Source organism: Erythrobacter sp. W302b (assembly GCF_046452395.1).
Taxonomy (GTDB): Bacteria; Pseudomonadota; Alphaproteobacteria; order Sphingomonadales; family Sphingomonadaceae; genus Erythrobacter.
This window is the reverse complement of sequence record NZ_JBKFDH010000001.1, coordinates 525,949-545,260: the sequence shown is the minus strand read 5'-3', so window position 1 is coordinate 545,260 and position 19,312 is coordinate 525,949. Positions and strand designations below refer to the sequence as shown.

At 64.9% G+C, this 19,312-nt stretch carries 15 protein-coding genes; 4 read left to right on the top strand and 11 right to left on the bottom strand.

What is annotated here, in order from left to right:
- The first annotated feature begins 84 nt into the window (after nucleotides 1–84).
- On the top strand, nucleotides 85–603 hold the full coding sequence (locus ACLBKT_RS02615; RefSeq protein WP_410181421.1) for a DUF3526 domain-containing protein: 519 nt from the start codon (nucleotides 85–87) through the stop codon (nucleotides 601–603).
- 84 nt (nucleotides 604–687) lie between these two features.
- Here ACLBKT_RS02615 and ACLBKT_RS02610 read toward each other — a convergent pair whose 3' ends face one another.
- Nucleotides 688–2,022 carry a glycine C-acetyltransferase gene (locus tag ACLBKT_RS02610; RefSeq protein WP_410181420.1) on the bottom strand — a complete coding sequence of 445 codons (1,335 nt, stop codon included), beginning with the start codon at nucleotides 2,020–2,022 and terminating at the stop codon, nucleotides 688–690.
- A gap of 83 nt (nucleotides 2,023–2,105) precedes the next feature.
- Between ACLBKT_RS02610 and ACLBKT_RS02605 the strand changes: the two genes are divergently transcribed.
- Complete coding sequence (locus ACLBKT_RS02605; protein ID WP_410181419.1) at nucleotides 2,106–3,602, top strand: class I adenylate-forming enzyme family protein; 1,497 nt, start codon at nucleotides 2,106–2,108, stop codon at nucleotides 3,600–3,602.
- Between the two features lie 19 nt (nucleotides 3,603–3,621).
- On the opposite strand, the gene ACLBKT_RS02600 is transcribed toward ACLBKT_RS02605, so the two are convergent.
- The 10 genes from ACLBKT_RS02600 to ACLBKT_RS02555 all read right to left on the bottom strand — a co-directional run bounded on the left by ACLBKT_RS02600 (nucleotide 3,622) and on the right by ACLBKT_RS02555 (nucleotide 17,125).
- Nucleotides 3,622–4,908, bottom strand: a complete 1,287-nt coding sequence (locus ACLBKT_RS02600) for a cystathionine gamma-synthase family protein (protein ID WP_410181418.1) — start codon at nucleotides 4,906–4,908, stop codon at nucleotides 3,622–3,624.
- Between the two features lie 393 nt (nucleotides 4,909–5,301).
- A complete protein-coding gene (locus tag ACLBKT_RS02595; RefSeq protein ID WP_410181417.1) occupies nucleotides 5,302–5,457 on the bottom strand; it encodes a hypothetical protein in 156 nt (51 codons plus the stop codon).
- A gap of 11 nt (nucleotides 5,458–5,468) precedes the next feature.
- A complete protein-coding gene (locus ACLBKT_RS02590; RefSeq protein WP_410181416.1) occupies nucleotides 5,469–6,200 on the bottom strand; it encodes an RES family NAD+ phosphorylase in 732 nt (243 codons plus the stop codon).
- A complete protein-coding gene (locus ACLBKT_RS02585; protein ID WP_410181415.1) occupies nucleotides 6,197–6,610 on the bottom strand; it encodes an antitoxin Xre-like helix-turn-helix domain-containing protein in 414 nt (137 codons plus the stop codon). Before ACLBKT_RS02585 ends, ACLBKT_RS02590 begins: the two co-directional genes overlap by 4 nt.
- A 512-nt stretch (nucleotides 6,611–7,122) precedes the next feature.
- Complete coding sequence (locus ACLBKT_RS02580) at nucleotides 7,123–9,234, bottom strand: prolyl oligopeptidase family serine peptidase (protein WP_410181414.1); 2,112 nt, start codon at nucleotides 9,232–9,234, stop codon at nucleotides 7,123–7,125.
- 336 nt (nucleotides 9,235–9,570) lie between these two features.
- On the bottom strand, nucleotides 9,571–11,574 hold the full coding sequence (locus ACLBKT_RS02575; protein ID WP_410181413.1) for a TonB-dependent receptor: 2,004 nt from the start codon (nucleotides 11,572–11,574) through the stop codon (nucleotides 9,571–9,573).
- Nucleotides 11,575–11,579: 5 nt separating this feature from the next.
- Nucleotides 11,580–12,953, bottom strand: a complete 1,374-nt coding sequence (locus ACLBKT_RS02570) for a DUF3526 domain-containing protein (RefSeq protein ID WP_410181412.1) — start codon at nucleotides 12,951–12,953, stop codon at nucleotides 11,580–11,582.
- Entirely contained in the window at nucleotides 12,940–14,349 is a 1,410-nt protein-coding gene (locus ACLBKT_RS02565; RefSeq protein WP_410181411.1) for a DUF3526 domain-containing protein, read from the bottom strand. The genes ACLBKT_RS02570 and ACLBKT_RS02565 overlap by 14 nt, the downstream gene beginning before the upstream one ends.
- Complete coding sequence (locus tag ACLBKT_RS02560) at nucleotides 14,346–15,074, bottom strand: ABC transporter ATP-binding protein (protein WP_410181410.1); 729 nt, start codon at nucleotides 15,072–15,074, stop codon at nucleotides 14,346–14,348. The genes ACLBKT_RS02565 and ACLBKT_RS02560 overlap by 4 nt, the downstream gene beginning before the upstream one ends.
- Nucleotides 15,074–17,125 carry a TonB-dependent siderophore receptor gene (locus tag ACLBKT_RS02555; RefSeq protein WP_410181409.1) on the bottom strand — a complete coding sequence of 684 codons (2,052 nt, stop codon included), beginning with the start codon at nucleotides 17,123–17,125 and terminating at the stop codon, nucleotides 15,074–15,076. Before ACLBKT_RS02555 ends, ACLBKT_RS02560 begins: the two co-directional genes overlap by 1 nt.
- A 465-nt stretch (nucleotides 17,126–17,590) precedes the next feature.
- On the opposite strand from ACLBKT_RS02555, the gene ACLBKT_RS02550 reads away from it, so the two are divergent.
- The gene (locus ACLBKT_RS02550; protein WP_410181408.1) at nucleotides 17,591–18,847 is read left to right on the top strand and encodes a tyrosine-type recombinase/integrase; all 1,257 of its coding nucleotides are present in this window, start codon (nucleotides 17,591–17,593) and stop codon (nucleotides 18,845–18,847) included.
- Complete coding sequence (locus tag ACLBKT_RS02545; RefSeq protein WP_410181407.1) at nucleotides 18,844–19,242, top strand: hypothetical protein; 399 nt, start codon at nucleotides 18,844–18,846, stop codon at nucleotides 19,240–19,242. The genes ACLBKT_RS02550 and ACLBKT_RS02545 overlap by 4 nt, the downstream gene beginning before the upstream one ends.
- Nucleotides 19,243–19,312: the final 70 nt, after the last annotated feature.

Here is a 19,312-nt window from a genome sequence, read left to right as displayed (position 1 = left end):
TCGGGGTATCGTCTGCACGCTGCCGAGAGGGAATTATCAAGCGGTCACCGGTTCGAACACCGCAGTCGCAGGATTGGCAGCGAAGTGGCGCGAGAGCCTGTCGCTTTCCTTACGCGTCTTTACGCCGCGCGTCCCGAACTGCGAACCATGCCTGCCGCAAAGCTCGATGCGCTCCCCCCCGAGGTTGAACGCCATGTTCTTGACTGGCAGGGGGTGCAGGATATTCGCAAGGACAATGCAATCAAGCTGGCCGAAGAGAGCCGCGCCATTGCTCAGGCCGAACGCGACATGGCATGGTCTCCTGCGGCGGCGATGACATTGGCGAGCGAGCGTCTGGCCGGACGCGATATGGCTGCGACGCAGGCTTTCCGCACTGAGGTGATCGAGCGCATCACGCAGCGCGTGGACTGGGTGTTAACGGCCGCATGGGAGAACAAGCCCCTGACGGCCGAGAATTTCGAACGGCTCGTCACGACCCGTTCCGAGCCGGTCGTCATCGCGACTACAGGAATCGCGCCGCACTTTGCGATCCTCGCCATCTGGGCGCTGGCAGCCTGGGGGGCGGGTGTGATCCTAATCCGCAAGCGTGAGCCGGGTCGATAATGGGAGACGCGCTGGTTCACGGCCCGATCGCTGTCATCGATTAGGTCGAGACCGAACGCCTCTGCAAATACTTTGGTGGCTCGCTCACGGCCGCGCTTCACCCGGTTGGGGTTCCAGAGACGGTCGGCACCCTGCGCCGCTCGAAAGCGCTGCGCGGGCCTTGACCCGTGCGAAGGCGGCAAGCGCATGCTCGACATCCTGCGTGTCGAGCGCGCTCGACATCTGGGTGCGGATGCGCGCCTTGCCTTGTGGCACAACCGGATAGGAAAAGGCGGTAACATAGACGCCCTCCTCCATCGCCGTCGCCGCGAAGCGCGCCGCACGGTCGGCATCGTGGAGCATGATCGGGATGATCGGATGTTCGCCGGGAAGGAGGTCGAAGCCGAGCTCCTCAAGGCCCTGCCGGAACTGCGCCGTGTTGCGCTGCAGCTGGCCGAGCGCCTCGCCGCGCCGAACGATTTCGAGCGCCTTGAGGCTGCCGGCCACCACCGGCGGCGCGACACTGTTCGAGAACAGGTAGGGCCGAGAGCGTTGGCGCAGCAGCGCGACGATCTCCCTGCTCGCGGCGGTATAACCTCCGCTAGCGCCGCCGAGCGCCTTGCCGAGCGTGCCGGTCGTGATGTCGACCTGGTCCATGCAACCGCGATATTCGTGCGTCCCGCGACCGCTGGCGCCCAGAAAGCCGGTGGCGTGGCAATCATCGAAATGGACCAGCGCCCCGTAGCGGTCGGCCAGATCGCAGATCGTATCGAGCTGCGCGATGGTGCCGTCCATCGAGAACACGCCGTCGGTGGTGATCAGCTTGAACCGCGCTCCGGCCGCATCGGCAGCCTGGAGCTGGACTTCGAGATCGGCCATGTCGTTGTTGCGATAACGGAAGCGCCGCGCCTTGGAGAGGCGGATGCCGTCGATAATGCTGGCGTGATTGAGCTCGTCGGAGATCACCGCATCCTCCGGGCCGAGCAGGGTCTCGAACAGCCCGCCATTGGCATCAAAACAGGAGGGATAGAGGATCGTGTCCGCCATCCCGAGAAAATCCGAAAGCTCTTCCTCAAGCCGACGGTGGAGGTCCTGGGTGCCGCAAATGAAGCGCACCGAGGCCATGCCGAAGCCGCGGTCATCGAGCGCCGCACGCGCATAGGTCTCGCTCGAGTTGATGTTGTTCGCGCCGCCTGGGGCATCGATGTAGCCACCGTCGCGCACGTAGTAGCCGGTTGCCTCAAAGCCGAGCACGCCCTCTACGATCGGTGCCGAGATGCTCGCGCTGCCGCGATAATTGGTGCTCCCGTCCTCGGTGAAGGACACAGCGGCGACGCCGTTCGCGCGGGTGCCGTTCAACGACGGCCGGCGGGTGTCGACCTTGATCGTGCCGCCCAGCGAGGAAGCGCCGTAGAGCGTGCTGTTCGGCCCCTTGATCACGCTGATCTGCTCGACCCCGAGACGGCCGAGGCCGAGCGAATGCTCGAGGATCGCGAAGTGGTCGGCAAGGTTCTGATCCGCCCATGAGCGTCCGCTTCCCGAGCCGGAATCTCGGAGACACGATCGCGAAGGTTGCGGTCGGCAGCGCCGCAGCGTTTGTCGATGAAGGAACTGGCATCGCCCTTTCACTTGGCGAGATCGAGGGTCGCGCCGCGCGGTTCGGTGGAGCGATGGCCGAGCGGTTCGCGGTGGGCGACCGGGTGGGGCTGCTTGGCACCAATGGCGCCGATTTCATTATCGCTTATCTCGGCCTGATGCGCGCGGGGCTGGTTCCGGTGCCGATCAATTACCGGCTGCCAGCCGCGACCATCGCGCATATCCTTTCGGACTCGGCCTGTCGTCTCGTGCTGGGTGACGCCGAATTCTCCAGCTCTGTGCCAGAAGGCACGCGCTTCGTCGCCTTTGGAAGCGCTACGCATCGCCGCTATCTCGAAGCCGAACCGGGCGCGGTCTTTCGTCCCGAGCCGGGCGACCTGTGCGAGATTCTCTACACCTCCGGTTCGACCGGTTTGCCCAAGGGCGTGCCGCTCGACCATGCCGGACAGGTCTGGGCGCTCGAGGTCTTTCTCGGCACTCTCACAGACGAACCCGAGTGCACGATCATCGCGGCGCCGACCTATCACATGAACGGGCTGTTCTTCACCACGGTCGCGCTCGCCGCGGGATGGCGGACCTTGTCGATGCCGCGCTTCGATGCGCGCGCCTATCTCGAGATCGCCGCCCGCGAGAGGGTGACCATGGTGAGTGGCATTCCGACCATGCTTGCCATGATGGCGCGCGAAACCGACCTCCTCGCCCGGCTCGACCTTTCCTCGGTGCGGAACGTCATCATCGGCTCCGCCCCGCTCACCAACGCCCTGATCGAGCGAACAAAGGCGATCTTCCCGAATGCGAGCGTTCGCAATTCCTACGGCACGACCGAGAGCGGGCCGGCCATGTTCGGGCCGCACCCAAAAGGGCTCGCCCGCCCGCCGCTGTCGATCGGCTATCCCTATCCCGGCACCGAGTGGAAGCTGCTCGACGGGTCGCCGGAGGAAGGGCGTCTGCTTACCCGCACGCCCGCCGTGCTCAAGGAATATCTCAACCTGCCCCAAGTGACCGCGAACAAGCTCAGCGACGGGTGGTACGACACCGGCGACATCGTCAGGCGCGATGCCGACGGCTGGTTCTACTTCGTCGGACGCGCCGACGACATGTTCGTGTGCGGCGGCGAGAACGTCTATCCGGGCGAGGTCGAGAAGCTGCTCGAACGCCACCCGGCGGTGTTGCAGGCGGCCGTGATCGCCGTGCCGGACGAGATCAAGGGCATGGTCCCGGTCGCCTTCGTCGTGCCGGTCGGCGGGGAGACGCTCGATCCCGGCGCGCTCAAGGCCTTCACCCTTGAGCATGGGCCGGCATATGCTCATCCTCGGCGGATCGCGGTGTTGGATGGCCTGCCGGTGGGCGGCACCCATAAGGTCGACCGCAAGGCGCTCGAGAAGCTGGCCGAAACCATGGCGGGCGACCTCGCCCGCCGCTGAGGTCCGGCCCGCGGGGTCCTCACACCTGATCGAGCGCTTGCAGGCAATCCGCGATCAGGTCCTCGGGCTCCTCCACTCCAATCGACAGGCGCACGAGGTTGTCGCTGATGCCATAGGCGCGCTGCATCTCCGGCGCCACGTCGACATGGGTCATGCCGGCTGGATAGGACGCGAGGCTCTCGGTGCCGCCGAGGCTGACGGCGAGCTTCATGAGCTTCAGCGCGTCAAGGAAGCGGAACGCCTCGGCCTCGCCGCCATGCAGGAACACCGAAAAGGTCGAGCCTGCGCCCGAACACTGGCGGGCGAAGATGCGGCCCTGCTCACTCGCCGGATCGACAAAGCCGAGAAAGCCAACCTCGGCTACCTTGGGATGGGCGCCCAGCGCCTCGGCTACCTTCCACGCGCTCGCCTCGGCCTGGCGCATCCGCAGCGATAGGGTCTCGAGGCTGCGCAGCAGGAGCCAGGCCGTGTGCGGATCGGTCATCGTTCCCAGGATCGTGCGAAACCCCGAGATCGCAGCGAGATCGGCCTCGCTGCCGACACAGGATCCCGCGATGAGGTCGCTGTGGCCGCCGACATACTTGGTGAGGGAATAGATCACGATGTCCGCCCCGTGCGCCAGCGGCTGCTGCCACAGTGGGCCGAGCATGGTGTTGTCGACCAGCAGTTTCGGCCGCCCGCCCGACTGCCCGTCGAGAGAACGGGCCAGGTCGGCCAGCATGGCGAGATCGATCAGCCGGTTGGTCGGGTTGGCCGGATTCTCGGCGTAGATCGCGGCGATCCGACCGCCCGGACCGATCCCGGCCCGCGCGCGCTCGACCGCCTGCTGCATCGCCGCATCGCCAAGATCACCGTGAACCGGGTGGCAGCGGATGCCGAATTGTGGCAGCAGCTTGTCGAACAGGAAGTCCGTACCGCCATAGACCGGTGCTGTGTAGACGATAGCGTCGCCCGGCCGTGCCATGCTGAGGACAGTGGTCGAAATCGCCGCCATCCCGCTTGCGAAGACCAGTGCCCGGTCAGCCTTGTCCCACAGGGCCAGCCGATCCTCGAGGATTTCGAGCGCGGGGTTGTTGATCCGCGAATAGATCAGCGCCGGGTCCTCGGCCTGCTCACGTTCGCGCAGGCCGTAGGCAAGTTGCATCACACTCTTGCCCGCCGCCGCGCTCTCGAACACGAAGGTCGAGCTCTGGAACACCGGGCACTTGATCGCGCCTTCGGACAGTTTCGGATCGAAGCCGTAGCTCATCATGAGCGAAGCCGGGGCGAGAGCATGTTCGCCGATATGGGTGATGGTACGGCGCATTTGTGGGCCTCTCCGGAAAAAGTTAAGTGATGTGATGATGGCGTGGCCCAAGTGCGTCAGCTGCCGCTAGACAACGAGCAACTGCTGTGGCGGAACGAACTCGTAGCCGAGCGCTTTGGCGACGCGCGCGCCGCCAGCGATTCATTGATCGGCGCGGTCCAGTGAAGGGACAGGCGGGACCGGTCGCTTGGCGGGGAGCACGGTTCGGGGCTGCGTCCATGCGCATCATTTCGCATGGTGCGGGCAGATTTTCAGCACCATTTTCAAGGCAAATTGGCCTAGGTTTTGGGTCATTTGACCACACGGCCGATCGAATTCGACCAAATCAACAGAACGCTGCTGGCGGCGGGTCAGCCGATTGCAGCCCGAAGGCCTGATCATCGGCCACCGGGCCTAGCTTGTTACCAGGCACTTCGTCATGGCGAAGAAGATCAGCGCGATGCCGGTGGTGCCGAGATAATGCGTTTTGCGGCTGCTTGTCGCTTGTTTGATGCCTGACCGATTGGCCGAATGGCCGCCTCTGCGCCGAGAGCCGCCAATCTTCAGCACGTCATCGGCACTCAGCCCATGCTCGGCAAACTGACAATTCGGAAAACAGACCCGGATCCGGCATCGCGGACAAGGTCAACGCGCTGGCCGTCCCAGTGGTAATCTAGGTGTCGCCCCTGGAGGGGATTTGACGCGCGGTCGGGGTAGAAGAGCGCAACGCATTCCGCACCCGGATGCCGTACGCTCGGGTAGGCAATCCCGTCCGATCCCGCGCCCTTAAGTTGCCGCGCGAACGCTTGAGATGCGCTGTAGCTATCGGGATCAAGCACTGGAGCCGGCTCTCCCGTGAGAGCTCGCAGGTCATGGAGGTCTGCATGGACCGATATGACGATTTCGCGGAACTGCGAGGTCCATCCCGGCGCTTCCCGGGTTCGCGCCATGAAACGGGCGTGATGGTGGATCGTCTCGAAGAGCGCGGTCTCGAACCGGTCGCCAGCGTAGAGCACGCCGAAACTGCCATCGGTAAAGCGGCTGGGCCGGTCGGTGCTGACGTGGGTGAATGGCGCCATGAGGTAAGAGGCACCGTTGCCGCCGACACGCCGCCCTTCTGGAACGAGGTCAAGATTGCCAATCGTCGCCATGATGCGAGGATTGGTCTTCTGCTCTGCCGAGATCAGCAGCGGCCAATCGGCTGGATCAGCGATATCCTCGAACAGGTCGATCGGCGGAAAGGCACTCCGGATGATCCGAACAGCGCCCTTCCACTCAACTCTAGAAACGGGGATATCTGGCGATCCGCTCACCAGCCACCGCGTGTCGCGTCCAGGTAGCGACGCACCCGCATAATGTCGGTCAGCTCGCCTCCCAGCATCACCTCAAGCGCACTGGCCCCGCCGAACGCCTCGTTCGCCGTCCTGATCCAGACATAACCCCGGGCCGCCTCGGAGAAGATGATCCGAAGCGCCTTGTGAATGCCCATAAGGTTGGAGAGGCGCGCACGGCCGTCACGCGATACGCGCCCCGGCCCTTCCGCCTTCCAGCGGCGATAGGAGCGAACCGGCATGTCGAGCAGGGTTGCGGCCTGCTCGTCGGTCAGCTCCCACTTGCCGAACAGATTGAGGGCTGCCCGGAACATGGCAGCCGCCTCGTCCTGGGTAATCGGATCAGGACGGAAGGCGGTAACGGCAGTATCAATGGGCTGCAAAGCCAGCATGGCGGTTCTCCGGAGGCCATATATAGGCTCAGCAATGCCATTTGGCAAGATTTGACGATTTTCTGTCAATTTGGCTATTATGCGCGCTGACCCCCTTGATCGGGACGAAAGACCTCCCACCGAGAGCAGCAGCGGTTTGCGGCGCTTCTTGACGATCAGCTGGAGGTGCCTGCCACCAGCACAGGATCCGCGGACATATGGTTCGAGACGCGCCGCGAGCCAATCGGGCAGGATCACCGGATTACAAGCACTGTGCTCGACATTTCTGTCACACGCTACCAAAGCCCCGATGCGCCGGTACAGGTAGAATGTCGCGGACAGCTCAGGGCGTTATGCAACATCTTCGCCTCCCTGTCGCAGATCATGCCCTGTTTCGACAAGGGGCTTGAGCAGCTGTCGACGCTATCGGCATCACGCCCTGTGTTGGCCCTTTTGGGACCGTCACCGCAGAACTGCCTGTCCTGCCCCCGTTGCGTCTCCCTCGAATGAGCCTCGACGCGCCAGTGCAGTCGTCACCGCGACTGCTGCGTCCAGGCGAAAGCGAACAGATCGGCGGTTTCGTTGCGGCGCACGCCTTCGGCGGTGCCGATGCCGTGCCCTGAATCCGCATCGCCGCGCAGATAGATCGGTGCGTCAGGCCACTTGGCCCGCGCCCGCGCGACCCACTTGGCGGTCATCCACGGGGCGACGCGGCGATCATTGAGGCCGATGGTCATCAGGCTCGGCGGCGGGGGTGAGGCACTGCTGGCGAGCATCTGGTAGGCGTCCATCGCCACCAGATCGCGGAACTGCTGCGGATCGGCAGGATTGCCCATCTCGTCGAACTGGTTCGCGCCATTCTCGGCAAAGGCGATGCGGCTGGCGTTGACCACGCCGACCATGGTGATCTGCGCGCCGAAAGCGGAAGGATCAGTCAGCGCCGCCGTCGGCACCAGCGTGCCGCCCATGCTCGCGCCGGTAATTAGCGGGCCGCCTTCGGGAGCGATCCCGGCCGCGGTGAGTGTCCGGGCACAGGCGGCGAGGTCCTCCATCGCGCGCGGCTTGTTGGGGCCGCGCCCGCCTTCGTGCCAGTCGCGCCCGCGCTCGCCCCCGCCGCGCGTCCCGCAATAGGCCCGCGCGCCGCCCCGATCGAGCCAAGCCATTGCGTTGCGATCATAGCCGGGCGAGATGTTGTCGAAGCCGTAGCCGCCATAGGCCTCGATGATGGTAGGGGTGCGCCCGGCATCGCCCTTGCAGCGGATCACCACCAGCGGAACCTTGGTGCCGTCCTTGCTGACCGCTTCCATGCGGGTGACAGCCATGCCGGCGGCCCCCTCCCACACGCCCGAGGCAAGGCCGGTCGCCTCAAGCTTGCCGCCCACGACGTGGAACTGCGTCAGCGCCTCGGCCCAGCCGCTCAGGCCGAAGCTAACCCCGCGTCCGTCGGCATCGGGGCTCAGAGTGACGATCGAGCCTTCGAACGGCAGCGCCACCTCCTGCGCCGGGCCGCGCCCGTCAGGCAGGAAGAACAGCTGCGCCGCGCCGTCGCGGGTGGCGTGGACATAGACCCCGTCCTTTGTGACCCGCATATCGCGCACCAGCCGCTCGGGCGATCCGGCGAATATCACCTCGGGCGCGCCGGGCGTGCCATCGTCGGCGAGCGGGTAGCGCAATATCGTGCCTGCCGGGTTGTCGCGGCTGCTCATCGCATAAAGCGCCTTGCCGCGCGGCAGGGCGATGGTGATGCGGTCGGCGAGCGTTACGACCTGCCGCCACTGCGGCTTGCCCGCCAGCAGGCTGGCCATGGGGGCGAGGAAAAACTCGTTATCCACCCGCGCGCCGACCGCGGCGCCCAGCGCGAAGGGCTCGTCAGGGACGGCGAGGATGACCGCAGCCTGCTCCGGCGCCACCAGCACGCCATTGCCGAGCACCACCGTCGCCCCGGTGCCATCGCGGTTGGCGATGACAGCCGTCATCCCCAGCATCGGATCGCCTTCCGGGTTGGCGGCCATCTGGGTGTAGGTCACCTTGTCCGGGCCGACGAAGCTCGCCGAGCCTTCGCCCCAGATGCGTTCGATCGGCGGGCCGATGTCCTTGCCACTGGCAATGTCGATCAGGTGGACGCGCCCGACCTCCGATCCGCCGCTCGACACCTGCACCGCGACACTGCGGCAATCGGGTGCAATTTCGATCGCGCCGAAGCTCGCCAGCGGATCGCCCCCGACCACCGCCGGATCGAGCAGCATGCGTTCGCCCGCGCCATCGCGGATATAAAGCCGGGGCGTCTGCTCGCCGGGCCGGACGCGGCGGAACAGGGCGATATCGCCGCATTGCAGATAGCCCGAGACGCGATCAATATCGGACGACAGCGCAGCCAGCCGCTGTTCGAACCACGCGCGTTCGGGCAGGGCGTCCAGCATCGCGCGGGCGCGGGCGTTTTCTGCCTCGACGAAGGCCAGCATCTCGGGCGCGTTGGCCGGGTCTTCCATCCAACGGTATTCATAGGTGAGCGTGATGCCGTGGACGGTCTCGGTCACCGGATCGGCGCGAACGGACGCGGGTTGCGCGGCAAGACTGGTGCTTATCGCTGCCGCGGCACTGGCCGTCAGCAGCACCGCAGCACGGACATGAAACGTCGCAATCATATGACTCCCCCCCTTAAATCCCCGACATGAATGAACGTGAAGTGGCATCGCTGGTCAAGCCAAAATAATGACGCGATTACTGCGATCTGCGGGATCGGCCCTCACTCTCAGCCCGCCCGTGGTACGTCGCTGGGTCGGGTCGTCTGGCCCTGCTTCGCTGACGAAGCGCAGGGCTGAGCCGTTGGCCGGCTATTGCGCCGCGCAGGCGATCGCGAACCAGCGCCAGAAGCTGTCAGCGACATTGATATTCCGGACGACGTCGCCGGCGCGCAGCGGGCGAAAACTTGCCCAACGAATGGCGCAAACAACAGAAAGGTTGAAGAACGAGGGCCGAATTCAGAAATCCGCCGACAGCGATAGATTGAACCTGCGCGAGGCGATGAACTGGAATCCCCCGCCACCGGTGACGTTCCACCCGAACGTGTTGGTCAGGTTGGCGATCTGTGCGCGCAGCACGGCGGGTGTGCGGCCCAGTTTGAAGCGGTAGCGCGCGCCCAGATCGACAATCGCCCGCTCCGGGATGAACAGCGCGTTATCGATCCGCGCCGCTCGGTCGCCAGTGTAATTGATGCCGAAATCGACCGAAAGGGCATCAAAGGCAGGTAGTTGATAATCGAGCCTGAGGTCGAGTGTCGCGCCCACCCGGCCCAGCGGTCGTTCGCCCAAGCGACCCTGCTCCACCGCCTCGCCGGTAACGCGCGGGCGCATCAGGACCGCGCCTGCCACCACATTGAGCCCCGCCACCGGCTTGGCGGTCAGCGAGAGCTCCACGCCCTGATGCTTCACATCGCCCAGCACGCGGAAGAAATTATCAGCGTCGAGCTCGAAATAGGGGCGGCGCACGTCGAACAGCCCTGCGATCAGCTTGACGTCCTGCGCCAGCGTCCAACGCACCCCGGCCTCGAGTTGACGCGTCCGCAGCGCGGGCAGAGTGAGGTTGGCGTTGGCAGCGAAAGAGGGCGCGGTGCCGCTTTCCTCAAGGCCCCGGGTGGTAGCAGCATAGAGGGCGACACCGTCAATCGCGGTGATTGCCGCCGAGGCATTCCACAGGATCGGGCTGTCGGCATTCGCGGTGGGCGCACGCCCGGGGGCCAGGACTTCCTTGCGGTAGCGAGTCTTTTGCACCCCGAGATTGATCTCGCCCAGCCCAAGCCACTGCATTGCATAGCCGAGCGCGCCGATCTCCTGCCGGATCTTGTCGCGGGTGAGCGCTCCGAAGCTAATTGCGGGCTCGGGCACCGGATCGGCGACGTCGATCTCGCCGGGCCCAATATTGCGGAAGGCAAAGCCACCCAGATCGTCATCGACCCGGCGAAAGCGTGCAGAGGCCAACAGCCGGTGGCGGCGCGGGCCCTCGGTGAATTCGCGCTCCACCAGAAGCTCGCCGGAGTAGGACTGCGATACCTGATCGCGGCCTAGCAGCACCTGCCGCTCGGTGCTGCCGTCGGTCTGCGTGTTGGCGAAGAAATTGGCGCCGAACTCGTCGATGGTGAAGCGGGAGGAGAACAGCCCCAGTCCGATCCGCCAGTCCCCGCGCGTCACCTTCGCCAATGCGCCGAAGTTCTGCGAATGACCGGCCCAGTCGGCCCAGTCCTGTCCGACAAAGCGATTGCGAGCGATGCGCTTGGGCAGAAAAGCGCCAGCGGTGAAGATCACCGGGGTCGTTTCTTCGTCGAAATAGTCATAGCGGCTGAAGAAGCCGGTGAGTTCCACGCCCTCGGCAGGCCGCCAGCGCACGACGCCGCCGTATCGCACGAACCAGAAATCGGCCCCGTCCGCATAGACGAACTCCTCAACTCCCGCGCCGACGTTGAGATCGAGGCTGCCGGTGAGCGGCAGCGCGGCATCGACCGTTGCAAAGGGCGCAAAGAAATCGCCGAAGCCCGTGCGTGCGCTGACCACCGGCTTGTCGCCCACCCGCCGCAGGGCGAAGTCGACGATGCCTGTGGGCGCGGGAAAGGGATAGCCCAAGGCGGAAATGCCGACCTGGATGGTCGATCCGGCGCGCACCGCATCGCTGAAGGCGGCCTGGGAATCGAAATAGAGCCCCTCGATCCGCACGTTCTGCGCTGCGAAGGCGGAGAACCCGCGCACATTGCCGCCATTGTAGAGCCCGATGGTCTCGTCCCCGACGCTGGTGCCAAAGGCGTCGGATGCCTGGGTAATGACATTCTCCGCCGACCGGTTGACCAGCGCGATCGGCACCGCGGTATCACGCTTCTGAGCGGTTCCCGTGTCCCGTTGCTGCGTGGCAGGCGGATCATCCGCCTGCGCGGCCGCCGGACAGAGCGGAGCCAGCATCAATGCCGATGCCAGCAGCGCCGCGCGTCGTGATGCCACCGCCGTCAAGCGAATTTGAGGCGCGAGAAGCGCCGACCCGCCAAAAGCATCAGACCGGCAGCAAGCGCCGCCAGAACCATGATCGCAGCCCAAGGCATCAGGCGCACGGGCGACCAGGCGAAGCGCGGGATCTGCTCGGCGTCAGCGGCTCCGATGATGGCTCCGCGTTCCACGAACCCGCCGCCGAACCGACGCAGCGCAGCGCGGTATTCCTCGCTTGCGGTGCGGAAGTCCTGCCCGGTCGTGGCATGGGTGCCGGCCACCTGCTCCAGCGCCCGCTTCGCCACAAGAGCGGGCGAGGCCCACGACAGAGCCTCGGCAAAGCGCTGCTGCGCGGCGAGTTGCTCGGTGAAGCGCCGGTCGATCGGGGCGGTCGCGGCCTCGACCTTCTGCGCCACGTCCCAGGTCTTGCGGATCGAGGCGAGGCGACCTTCGAATTCGCCTGATGCGATCTCGGGATGATCGTTCTCATAGGCCTCTGTCGAAGCGACCTCGGCGGCGCGGGCCGCGGCGATCTGCTCGAAGCGCGATGGCGGCGGGTAACTCGCCTGCACGATGGCCGAGAAGGCAGCGGGTAACACCAAGGTGACGAGCGCCCACAGCGCGACCAGCGTGAAGGCGGCGGTTTCCGCGCCTATCGCGAGACTGTTGATCCAAGCCCCGCACGCAGCCCACAGCAGCAGGAACAGAGCTGCCACCAGCAGCCACACGCCCGCCGCCTGCCAGCGGCCCGCCACATCCGGCCCGCTCGCCAGTTGCACGAGCACCGTCGCCGCAATCATTAGTAACACCAGCGCAAGCCGCGGAAGGATGCGTGCGGTCACCAGACGCACCGGATTGCCCGCCTGCGCAACGATGAGGCGGGCCATGCCGCTATCGCGGTCAGCGGCGAACAGGCCATAGAGCAGCCCGATCAGCACCAGCGGGGCAAGCACCACCACTACAAAGGCGAGGTCGATGCCGCCGCGCACCAGCAGCTCCGGGTTGTCGAGCCCGCTGCGCTGGAACAGCGTGTCGCGGCCGGTGCGCATGGTGACCGTGGTGGCATAGGGATCGAGCGCAGCGCGCCCGACGCTCAAATCGGCGAGGACGGGCGGCGGCGCAATCAGCACCTGACGCAGGCGGTAAGGCGTAAGGATCGCCTCCTCGGGAGGAAGCTCGGCATCGGCAAGCCGCTCGCGCAGTTGCTCGGTCGCCTCGCTCTGACGGATCTGAGCGGCGGTCCGCCCCTCGATCTGGCTCTGCATCAGCGCCGCGCCCGACAGGCACGCCAGCACCAGCGCGCTTGCCAGCACCGCTAACAGCCCGAGCGCCGCACGCTCGCGCAACATCATGCGCAGCTCGAGCGCGATCATCCCCAGCACGCTATTGCCCCGCACCGTTCAGCCGCCGTGCCGCGCGCTGCACCAGAACCATCGCCGCTGCCAGCCAAGCCAGCAGGATGAGAGCCTCGCGCCACAACCCGGCGAGCGTCTCGCCCAGCGAAGGCGGGGCAAAGGTGAAATCCTCCACTTCAGCCCACAGCTCCGGCTTGGCCAGATAGTCGAAATCGGCGCCAGCGCCGTTCTCGATCAGATCGGTGTTGAGCTGCGTCACCACCGCCCGGCGGCGGCTTTCGGCCTGCTCCTGGAAGGCGATCTGGTGCGGCAGGTCGGTGCCGCTCAAAGCCATCGAGATGTTCTGCAGGGCGGGCAGCGGGGAGACGAGACTTGCCCAGCGCAGCACCGCACGCTGGGCATCGTAGACGGCGAAGAGCGCACGGAACGTCTCGTCATAGACCTGGTTGCCGAGCCGCTCGTCCTCCTCGAGCTGGAGACCGCCGAAGCTGACCGGAAGGTCCTCGATCCGGCTCACTCCATATTGCGCCGTCACCTTGGCTGCGAAGGCCTCCATCCCCTCGGCAAAAGGGCTGGGATAGGCCGCCTTGGCCGCGGCGACATCGGCCCAGAACTGCTCGCCGGTCGGTGCCGGGGCGGCATAGTCGGCGAGAGATGCGGCGGCGCGCGGGGTCAGGACGATGGCGAAGAGCCACAACCCCGCAAGCACCATCAGCGCCTGCCCCGACGAGCGCGCATGCAGCGACACCGTCACCGCGATCGCCGCCACGATCGCCAGAAACGCGCCATAGGCGAGGAGCCACAGGCCCGGCCTTGCCGGATCGATGGGCCCGGCACCCGCCGCGGCGATCACCCCGACGAGGCTGATCGCGCCCCCCAGCGCCAGCGTCACCGCGCCCACCGAAGCGAGCTTGGCCCTCACGAGGCTTGCCGCGCCGACCCCGCTCGCCAGCATCAGCCGCAGTGTTCCGCGCTCCCGCTCGCGCGCGACGCAGCTGGCGGCGATCACCGCAACGAGCAGCGGCATCAGCACCTGCAGCACCCAGGCGAGGCTGAAGTCGCCGCTCGGCAGGATCACCGTCTGATCGTCAATCGGCCGGGCGACCGCCGGGTTGCGATTGTGCGCTTCCATCCACACCGCGCTGCCCGCAAAGGCGGTGATGCCCGGATCGAGCACGGCCTGCGCGGTCAGCGGCTTGAACGCCCATTTGGAGAAATGCGCCGCACTGTGCGGGTTGCGGGCGCCCTGCCCTTCCCATGTCACGCGGTCAGCGGCGATGGTGGCAGCGCGGTCCACCTCGTAAGCGTTGATGCGGACATAGGCGGTCAACAACGCGGTGACGGCCAGCGCAAGAACCAGCATTGCCATGACAACGACCCGCCGATCCCGCCGCAGCTCGCGCAGATCCTTGCCCATGATCGCGGTGGTGATACTCATGCCGCGCGCTCGGCCATATGGGTGAGGTAGATCGCCTCCAGCTCGCTGGCGGAAAGGGTCGCCGGATCGATCATCGCGAGCAGTTGCCCGTGGCGCATGATGCCGATGCGGGTGGCGACATCCTTGGCGCGGAAGATGTCATGGGTGGAGATCAGCAGCGCTGTCCCGCCCGCCGCAGTCTCGCGCAGCACTGCAACCAGATCATTGGCCGCCGCCGGATCGAGACCTGAGAGCGGCTCGTCGAGGAGGATCGCCTTGGCCTGCTTCATCAGCGCAATCGCAAGGCCCAGCTTCTGGCGCATCCCCTTGGAATAGGTGCCTGCGGGGCGATCGATTGCGCCATCGGGGAACCGCAGCCGCGCAAGGATCGCATCGCGCTCGCCGCGGTCCACCCGCTCGCCCGCCAGCTGGGCGAAGAAATCGAGGTTCTCCGCCCCGGTCAGCGTCGGATAAAGCGCGACGACCTCGGCCACATAGCCGAGCTTGCGCCGCGCAGCAGCAGGATCGCGTGAGACCTCAACTCCGTCGACCAGCGCCGCCCCTGCCGACGGTTCCAGAAAGCCTAGGAACAGGTTGATGGTCGTTGTCTTGCCCGCCCCGTTGGCTCCCAGCAGGCACACCGTCTCACCGGCCGCGACCTGAAGTTCGAGGCGGTCGAGCGCGACTGCATCGCCGAACCGCTTGGTCAGGCCCTTTGCTTCTATCACCGCGGGCTGCATCTCCATCAGAACCCCGTCAACAAGGTGAGCTGCACCTGCCGCCGCTCACCGAAGAAAACCGCGCGGAAATCACCGCCGATAAAGTAGGTCTCGTCGAACAGGTTCTTGACGTTGAGCGCAGCTTCGAGCGGCCCAAAATCGTGTCGCAGCGCAGCGTCAAACACGGTGAAGGCGGGCAGGATGTCGAGCGCGTCATTGGCGCGCCGCTCGCCGACATGACGCACGCCGATGCTGCCCTCGCTGCCCGCTGCTCCCAGCGCGTCGCCATCCAACGTCAGGAACATGCTCGCCGAATTTTCCGGCACGTTGAGCGAGGTCAGGCCGACATCACCGTTGTTGCTCGCCCGCACCTTGGCGTCGAGATAGGTGTAGCCCGCCTGAACAATCAGCACCTCGCCGATCCGTCCACTGAGCTCGATCTCCACCCCCTTGTGCCGCTGCGCGCCGATCAGCACGCTGAAGCCGGGGTTGGCGGGATCGCCCTGCACGATGTTGGTCTGGTCGATCTGGAACACCGCCGCCTGCGCCGACAGCCGCCCGTCCGCCGATTGCCAGCGCAGCCCCGCCTCGATCTGCTCGCCTTGCGAGGGCGGCGGGGTCTCGCCGCTGGTGAGCGGATCGAACCCGAACTGCGGCTCGAAGGACTGGCTGTAGCTGAGGTAGGGTGAGAACCCCGCATCGGTCAGATACATCACTGCCGCGTTGAAGCTGGTATCGCTATCGTCCTGCGTGCGGGTGGTTCCGGCCAGCACATCGGTGCTGCTTGTGTCCGAATCCGATTGCCGCACCCCGGCGACGATGATGAACCGCTCGGCAATCTTGGCGCGATACTGCGCATAGAGGCCGACCTGCTCCAACCCCACGTCGGCCGAAAAGAACGGCCCCAGCGGCACCGGCGCTGCACCGTATACGGGCGCGTTGGGATTGATCGGCGCAAGGCCGAACAGTTCGCCTGCATTGCGGTCGGTAAAGTCCTGATAGTCGACCCCGATCATCACTCGGTGTTCGACATTTCCCGTGCCGAAGACCGCTTCGAGCTGGTTGTCGGTCGAGAGCATCGTGCGATCACCCGTAAACTCGAAGCCGCGCCGGGTGATGTTGGTGGGGGTCGACCCGCCGCGCGGGGCCTGCACGATCGGGCCTTCGAGGCTGAGGTCGCTATACCGCAGGCGCGAGCGGAACTGGATCGCGTCACTGAACCGGTGAGAGAACTGGTATCCGATCTGCACCTGCTCCGACATGAGCGGGTCCAGCCCCGGCTCCCCCAGAAACAGCGAGCGGCGGATCGGCCCGGCCGGGCTTGGCCGCAAGGTTCCCACCAACGGCGCGCCGATGGTGCGGTCATAGTCGTCGCGCTGATAGAGCCCGAGCAGACTCAGAGTCGTCGCGTCACTCGGCTGCCAAGTCACGCTCGGCGCGACAAAGATGCGCTCCGCCCCGACGAAGTCCTGCGTGTCACCGCGATTGAGATAGACGATCGGCGCGCGGGCCGAGAGCGTGCCGGAGCTGTTGATCGCGCCGCCAATATCGGCGGACAGGCGATAGAAATCGTCCGTGCCGATGGTTGTCGCAAAATCCGCCACGCGTTCGGACGACGCAACGCGGTTCGTCATATTGACTACGCCGCCCGGCGCAATCTGTCCGAACAGCACCGAGGCGGGGCCTTTCACCACCTCGATCGAAGCAAGCCCGCCCGGCTCCTGCTGCTGGAGGAACCCCGGATCGAGCCGCAGGCCATCGCGGAACTGGTAGCGGGACTGATCGAACCCGCGCACGAGGAAGGCATCGAAGCCCGATCGCCCCGAAAGCTCGGCCTGCACCGAGGGAACGTAACGCAGGATTTCCTCAACACTGGTGGCGTTCTGACGCTCGAATGCCTCTTGCGTAATGACGGTGATGTTCTGCGGGGTTTCGGCCAGCGGCACGTCCAACTTGGCGATAGCTGTGGCAGTGACGACAATGTCTTCCGCCTGATCTGAACCGCTCTTGCTGCTTTCCTGGGCATGCAGCGTTGTCGGCAACGTGGAAATGGCCGCAGCCAAGACAATGGTCTTCATGTCGTTCTGCAAGCCCCGTCGTGTTTCCCTGCGGCGCTTGATATGTGACAACATCACATTTAGCAACGTTCATGTTCGGCATCTTGCGCGCTCATCGATCGCTTTCGCTCATACTGAAGCTGGCGGTGGCGATTTTCGCACTCACCGGCATGCCGGTTAGGGCTGCGAACGCAATCCCGGGCCCCATGCTTTAGACAGCACGAAGTGTATCGGGATGCGGTTAAGCGAACGCGGGCTGTTAAGCGGAAAAGGTCGATCTTTTCAGAGCAAACTGGCGGAGAGGGTGTCCGGCTCCGCCATATCTAAGGCGATCTAATAGCGTCTATTATCGTCGCCAAGTGTCCCAATTTGCTACGTTTTTAGCGTCCAAATGCGTCTATTCCAATCTTGCACGATCTGCTATCAGGGTGTGGGTTCAGGTGTGGGCCGGGAAACCGAACTCATTATCGTACAAGGGTGTACTAAATGTCGCAGGAATTATCGAAGGTAACGAAGGCGAAGTCGCAATCCGAACCGGGGCGGTATGGCCTTGGCGGCGGGCTGTATCTGCAAGTGTCGCCCACCGGCACGAAGTCGTACATTTTCCGGTACAAGCTGCACGGGCGTTCCCGGCACATGGGGCTTGGCAGCGCAAATACACTCGATTTGAAGGAAGCCCGCAAGCGCGCGACGAAGGCTCGCCTTCTCATTCTCGACGGGATTGATCCGCTTGCCGAAAAAGACGCGCAAGCCGACGCCGAACGGCAAAAGCGCGCCCGCACGAAATCGTTTGCCGATTGCGCCGCCGTAGTGATCGCGAACAAGACGAAGAATGCGAAGAACCCCAAGCATATCGCGCAGTGGACCTCGACGCTCGAAACGTACGTGTACCCGACGCTTGGCAAACGTCCTGTCGGCGAAGTCACGAAGCACGACGTTGAAGCCGTCCTTCGTCCGATTTGGGATACCAAGCACGAAACCGCGAGCCGCGTTCGGGGCCGCATGGAAGCCGTGTTCGATTACGCGAAAGCTATGGGATACCGCGAAGGCGACAACCCGGCCGCGTGGAAGGGCAACCTTCAACCGCTGCTAGGCGACGGATCGCGAGCAAAGCGCCACCAACCGTCGTTGCCTTACACGCGCATTTTCGAATTCATGGCCGATCTTCGTAAGCGCGAAGGAACGTCGGCGCGTGCGCTCGAATTCGCCATTCTAACGGCCGCACGATCATCGGAAGTGCTTGGCGCGACTTGGGCCGAAATCGACTTCGACGCGAAGGTTTGGACGATCCCGGCCGCACGCATGAAAGCGAACCGCGAACATGACGTGCCGCTGTCGGACGCGGCAATCGCGCTATTGAAGGCGCTGCCCCGGATCAAAGACGTTCCGTACCTTTTCGCCGCAACGCGCGGCGGCAAGCTGTCGGACATGGCGTTGTCTATGACGGTTCGCCGCATGAATGGCGAAACTCCGAAATTCGTAGATCGCGTGTCGGGCGATCCCGTTGTGCCGCACGGCTTTCGCAGCACGTTCCGCGAATTCGCTGGCAACATGACGACGCACCCGCGCGAAGTTATCGAACACGCTCTTGCCCACAGATTGCCCGATGCTGTCGAGCGCGCATATCAGCGCAGCACGCTTTTGCCGAAGCGGGCGCTGCTAATGGCGGATTGGGCAGCGTACTGCGAGCGCCCCAATACTGTGGGCAACAACGTCGTTCCGATGGCACAGGCGCGCGCGTGACCGACGACACGCCCTCTAAGCGGCCGCGCGGGCGTCCCCCCGGTACGCGAAAGCGCGAATACGCCGTCGCAGCGGCCGAAGCCGTCCGTTCACGGCAGTTCGATAGCATTCGCGAAGCTGCGCGCCATTTTTTCCCGCTGCATATTGGCGCGCGCGATACGACACCACCCACTGTCGAAGAATTGCGGGCATCGGAGCGTTTTAGCGATTTCGTTGACTACGTCGAAGAAGCGTTCCGAGATGGCGAACTATCGGTTCGGGACTTTGGCGTATTGGGAAAGCGCAGCATTCATCGCAGCGTACAGCCGCACGAACGGAAGAAGCGAGCCGCCGCCAACATTGAAGAAATCAAGGCTGTACTTGCCAGCTTAGACGATCTGCCGCCGACTAATTAATTCCCCCCTCACGGCGAACCGGGCAACGATTAGCCACCTTCCAAGATCACCTTGGAGGGACCGAGCATGT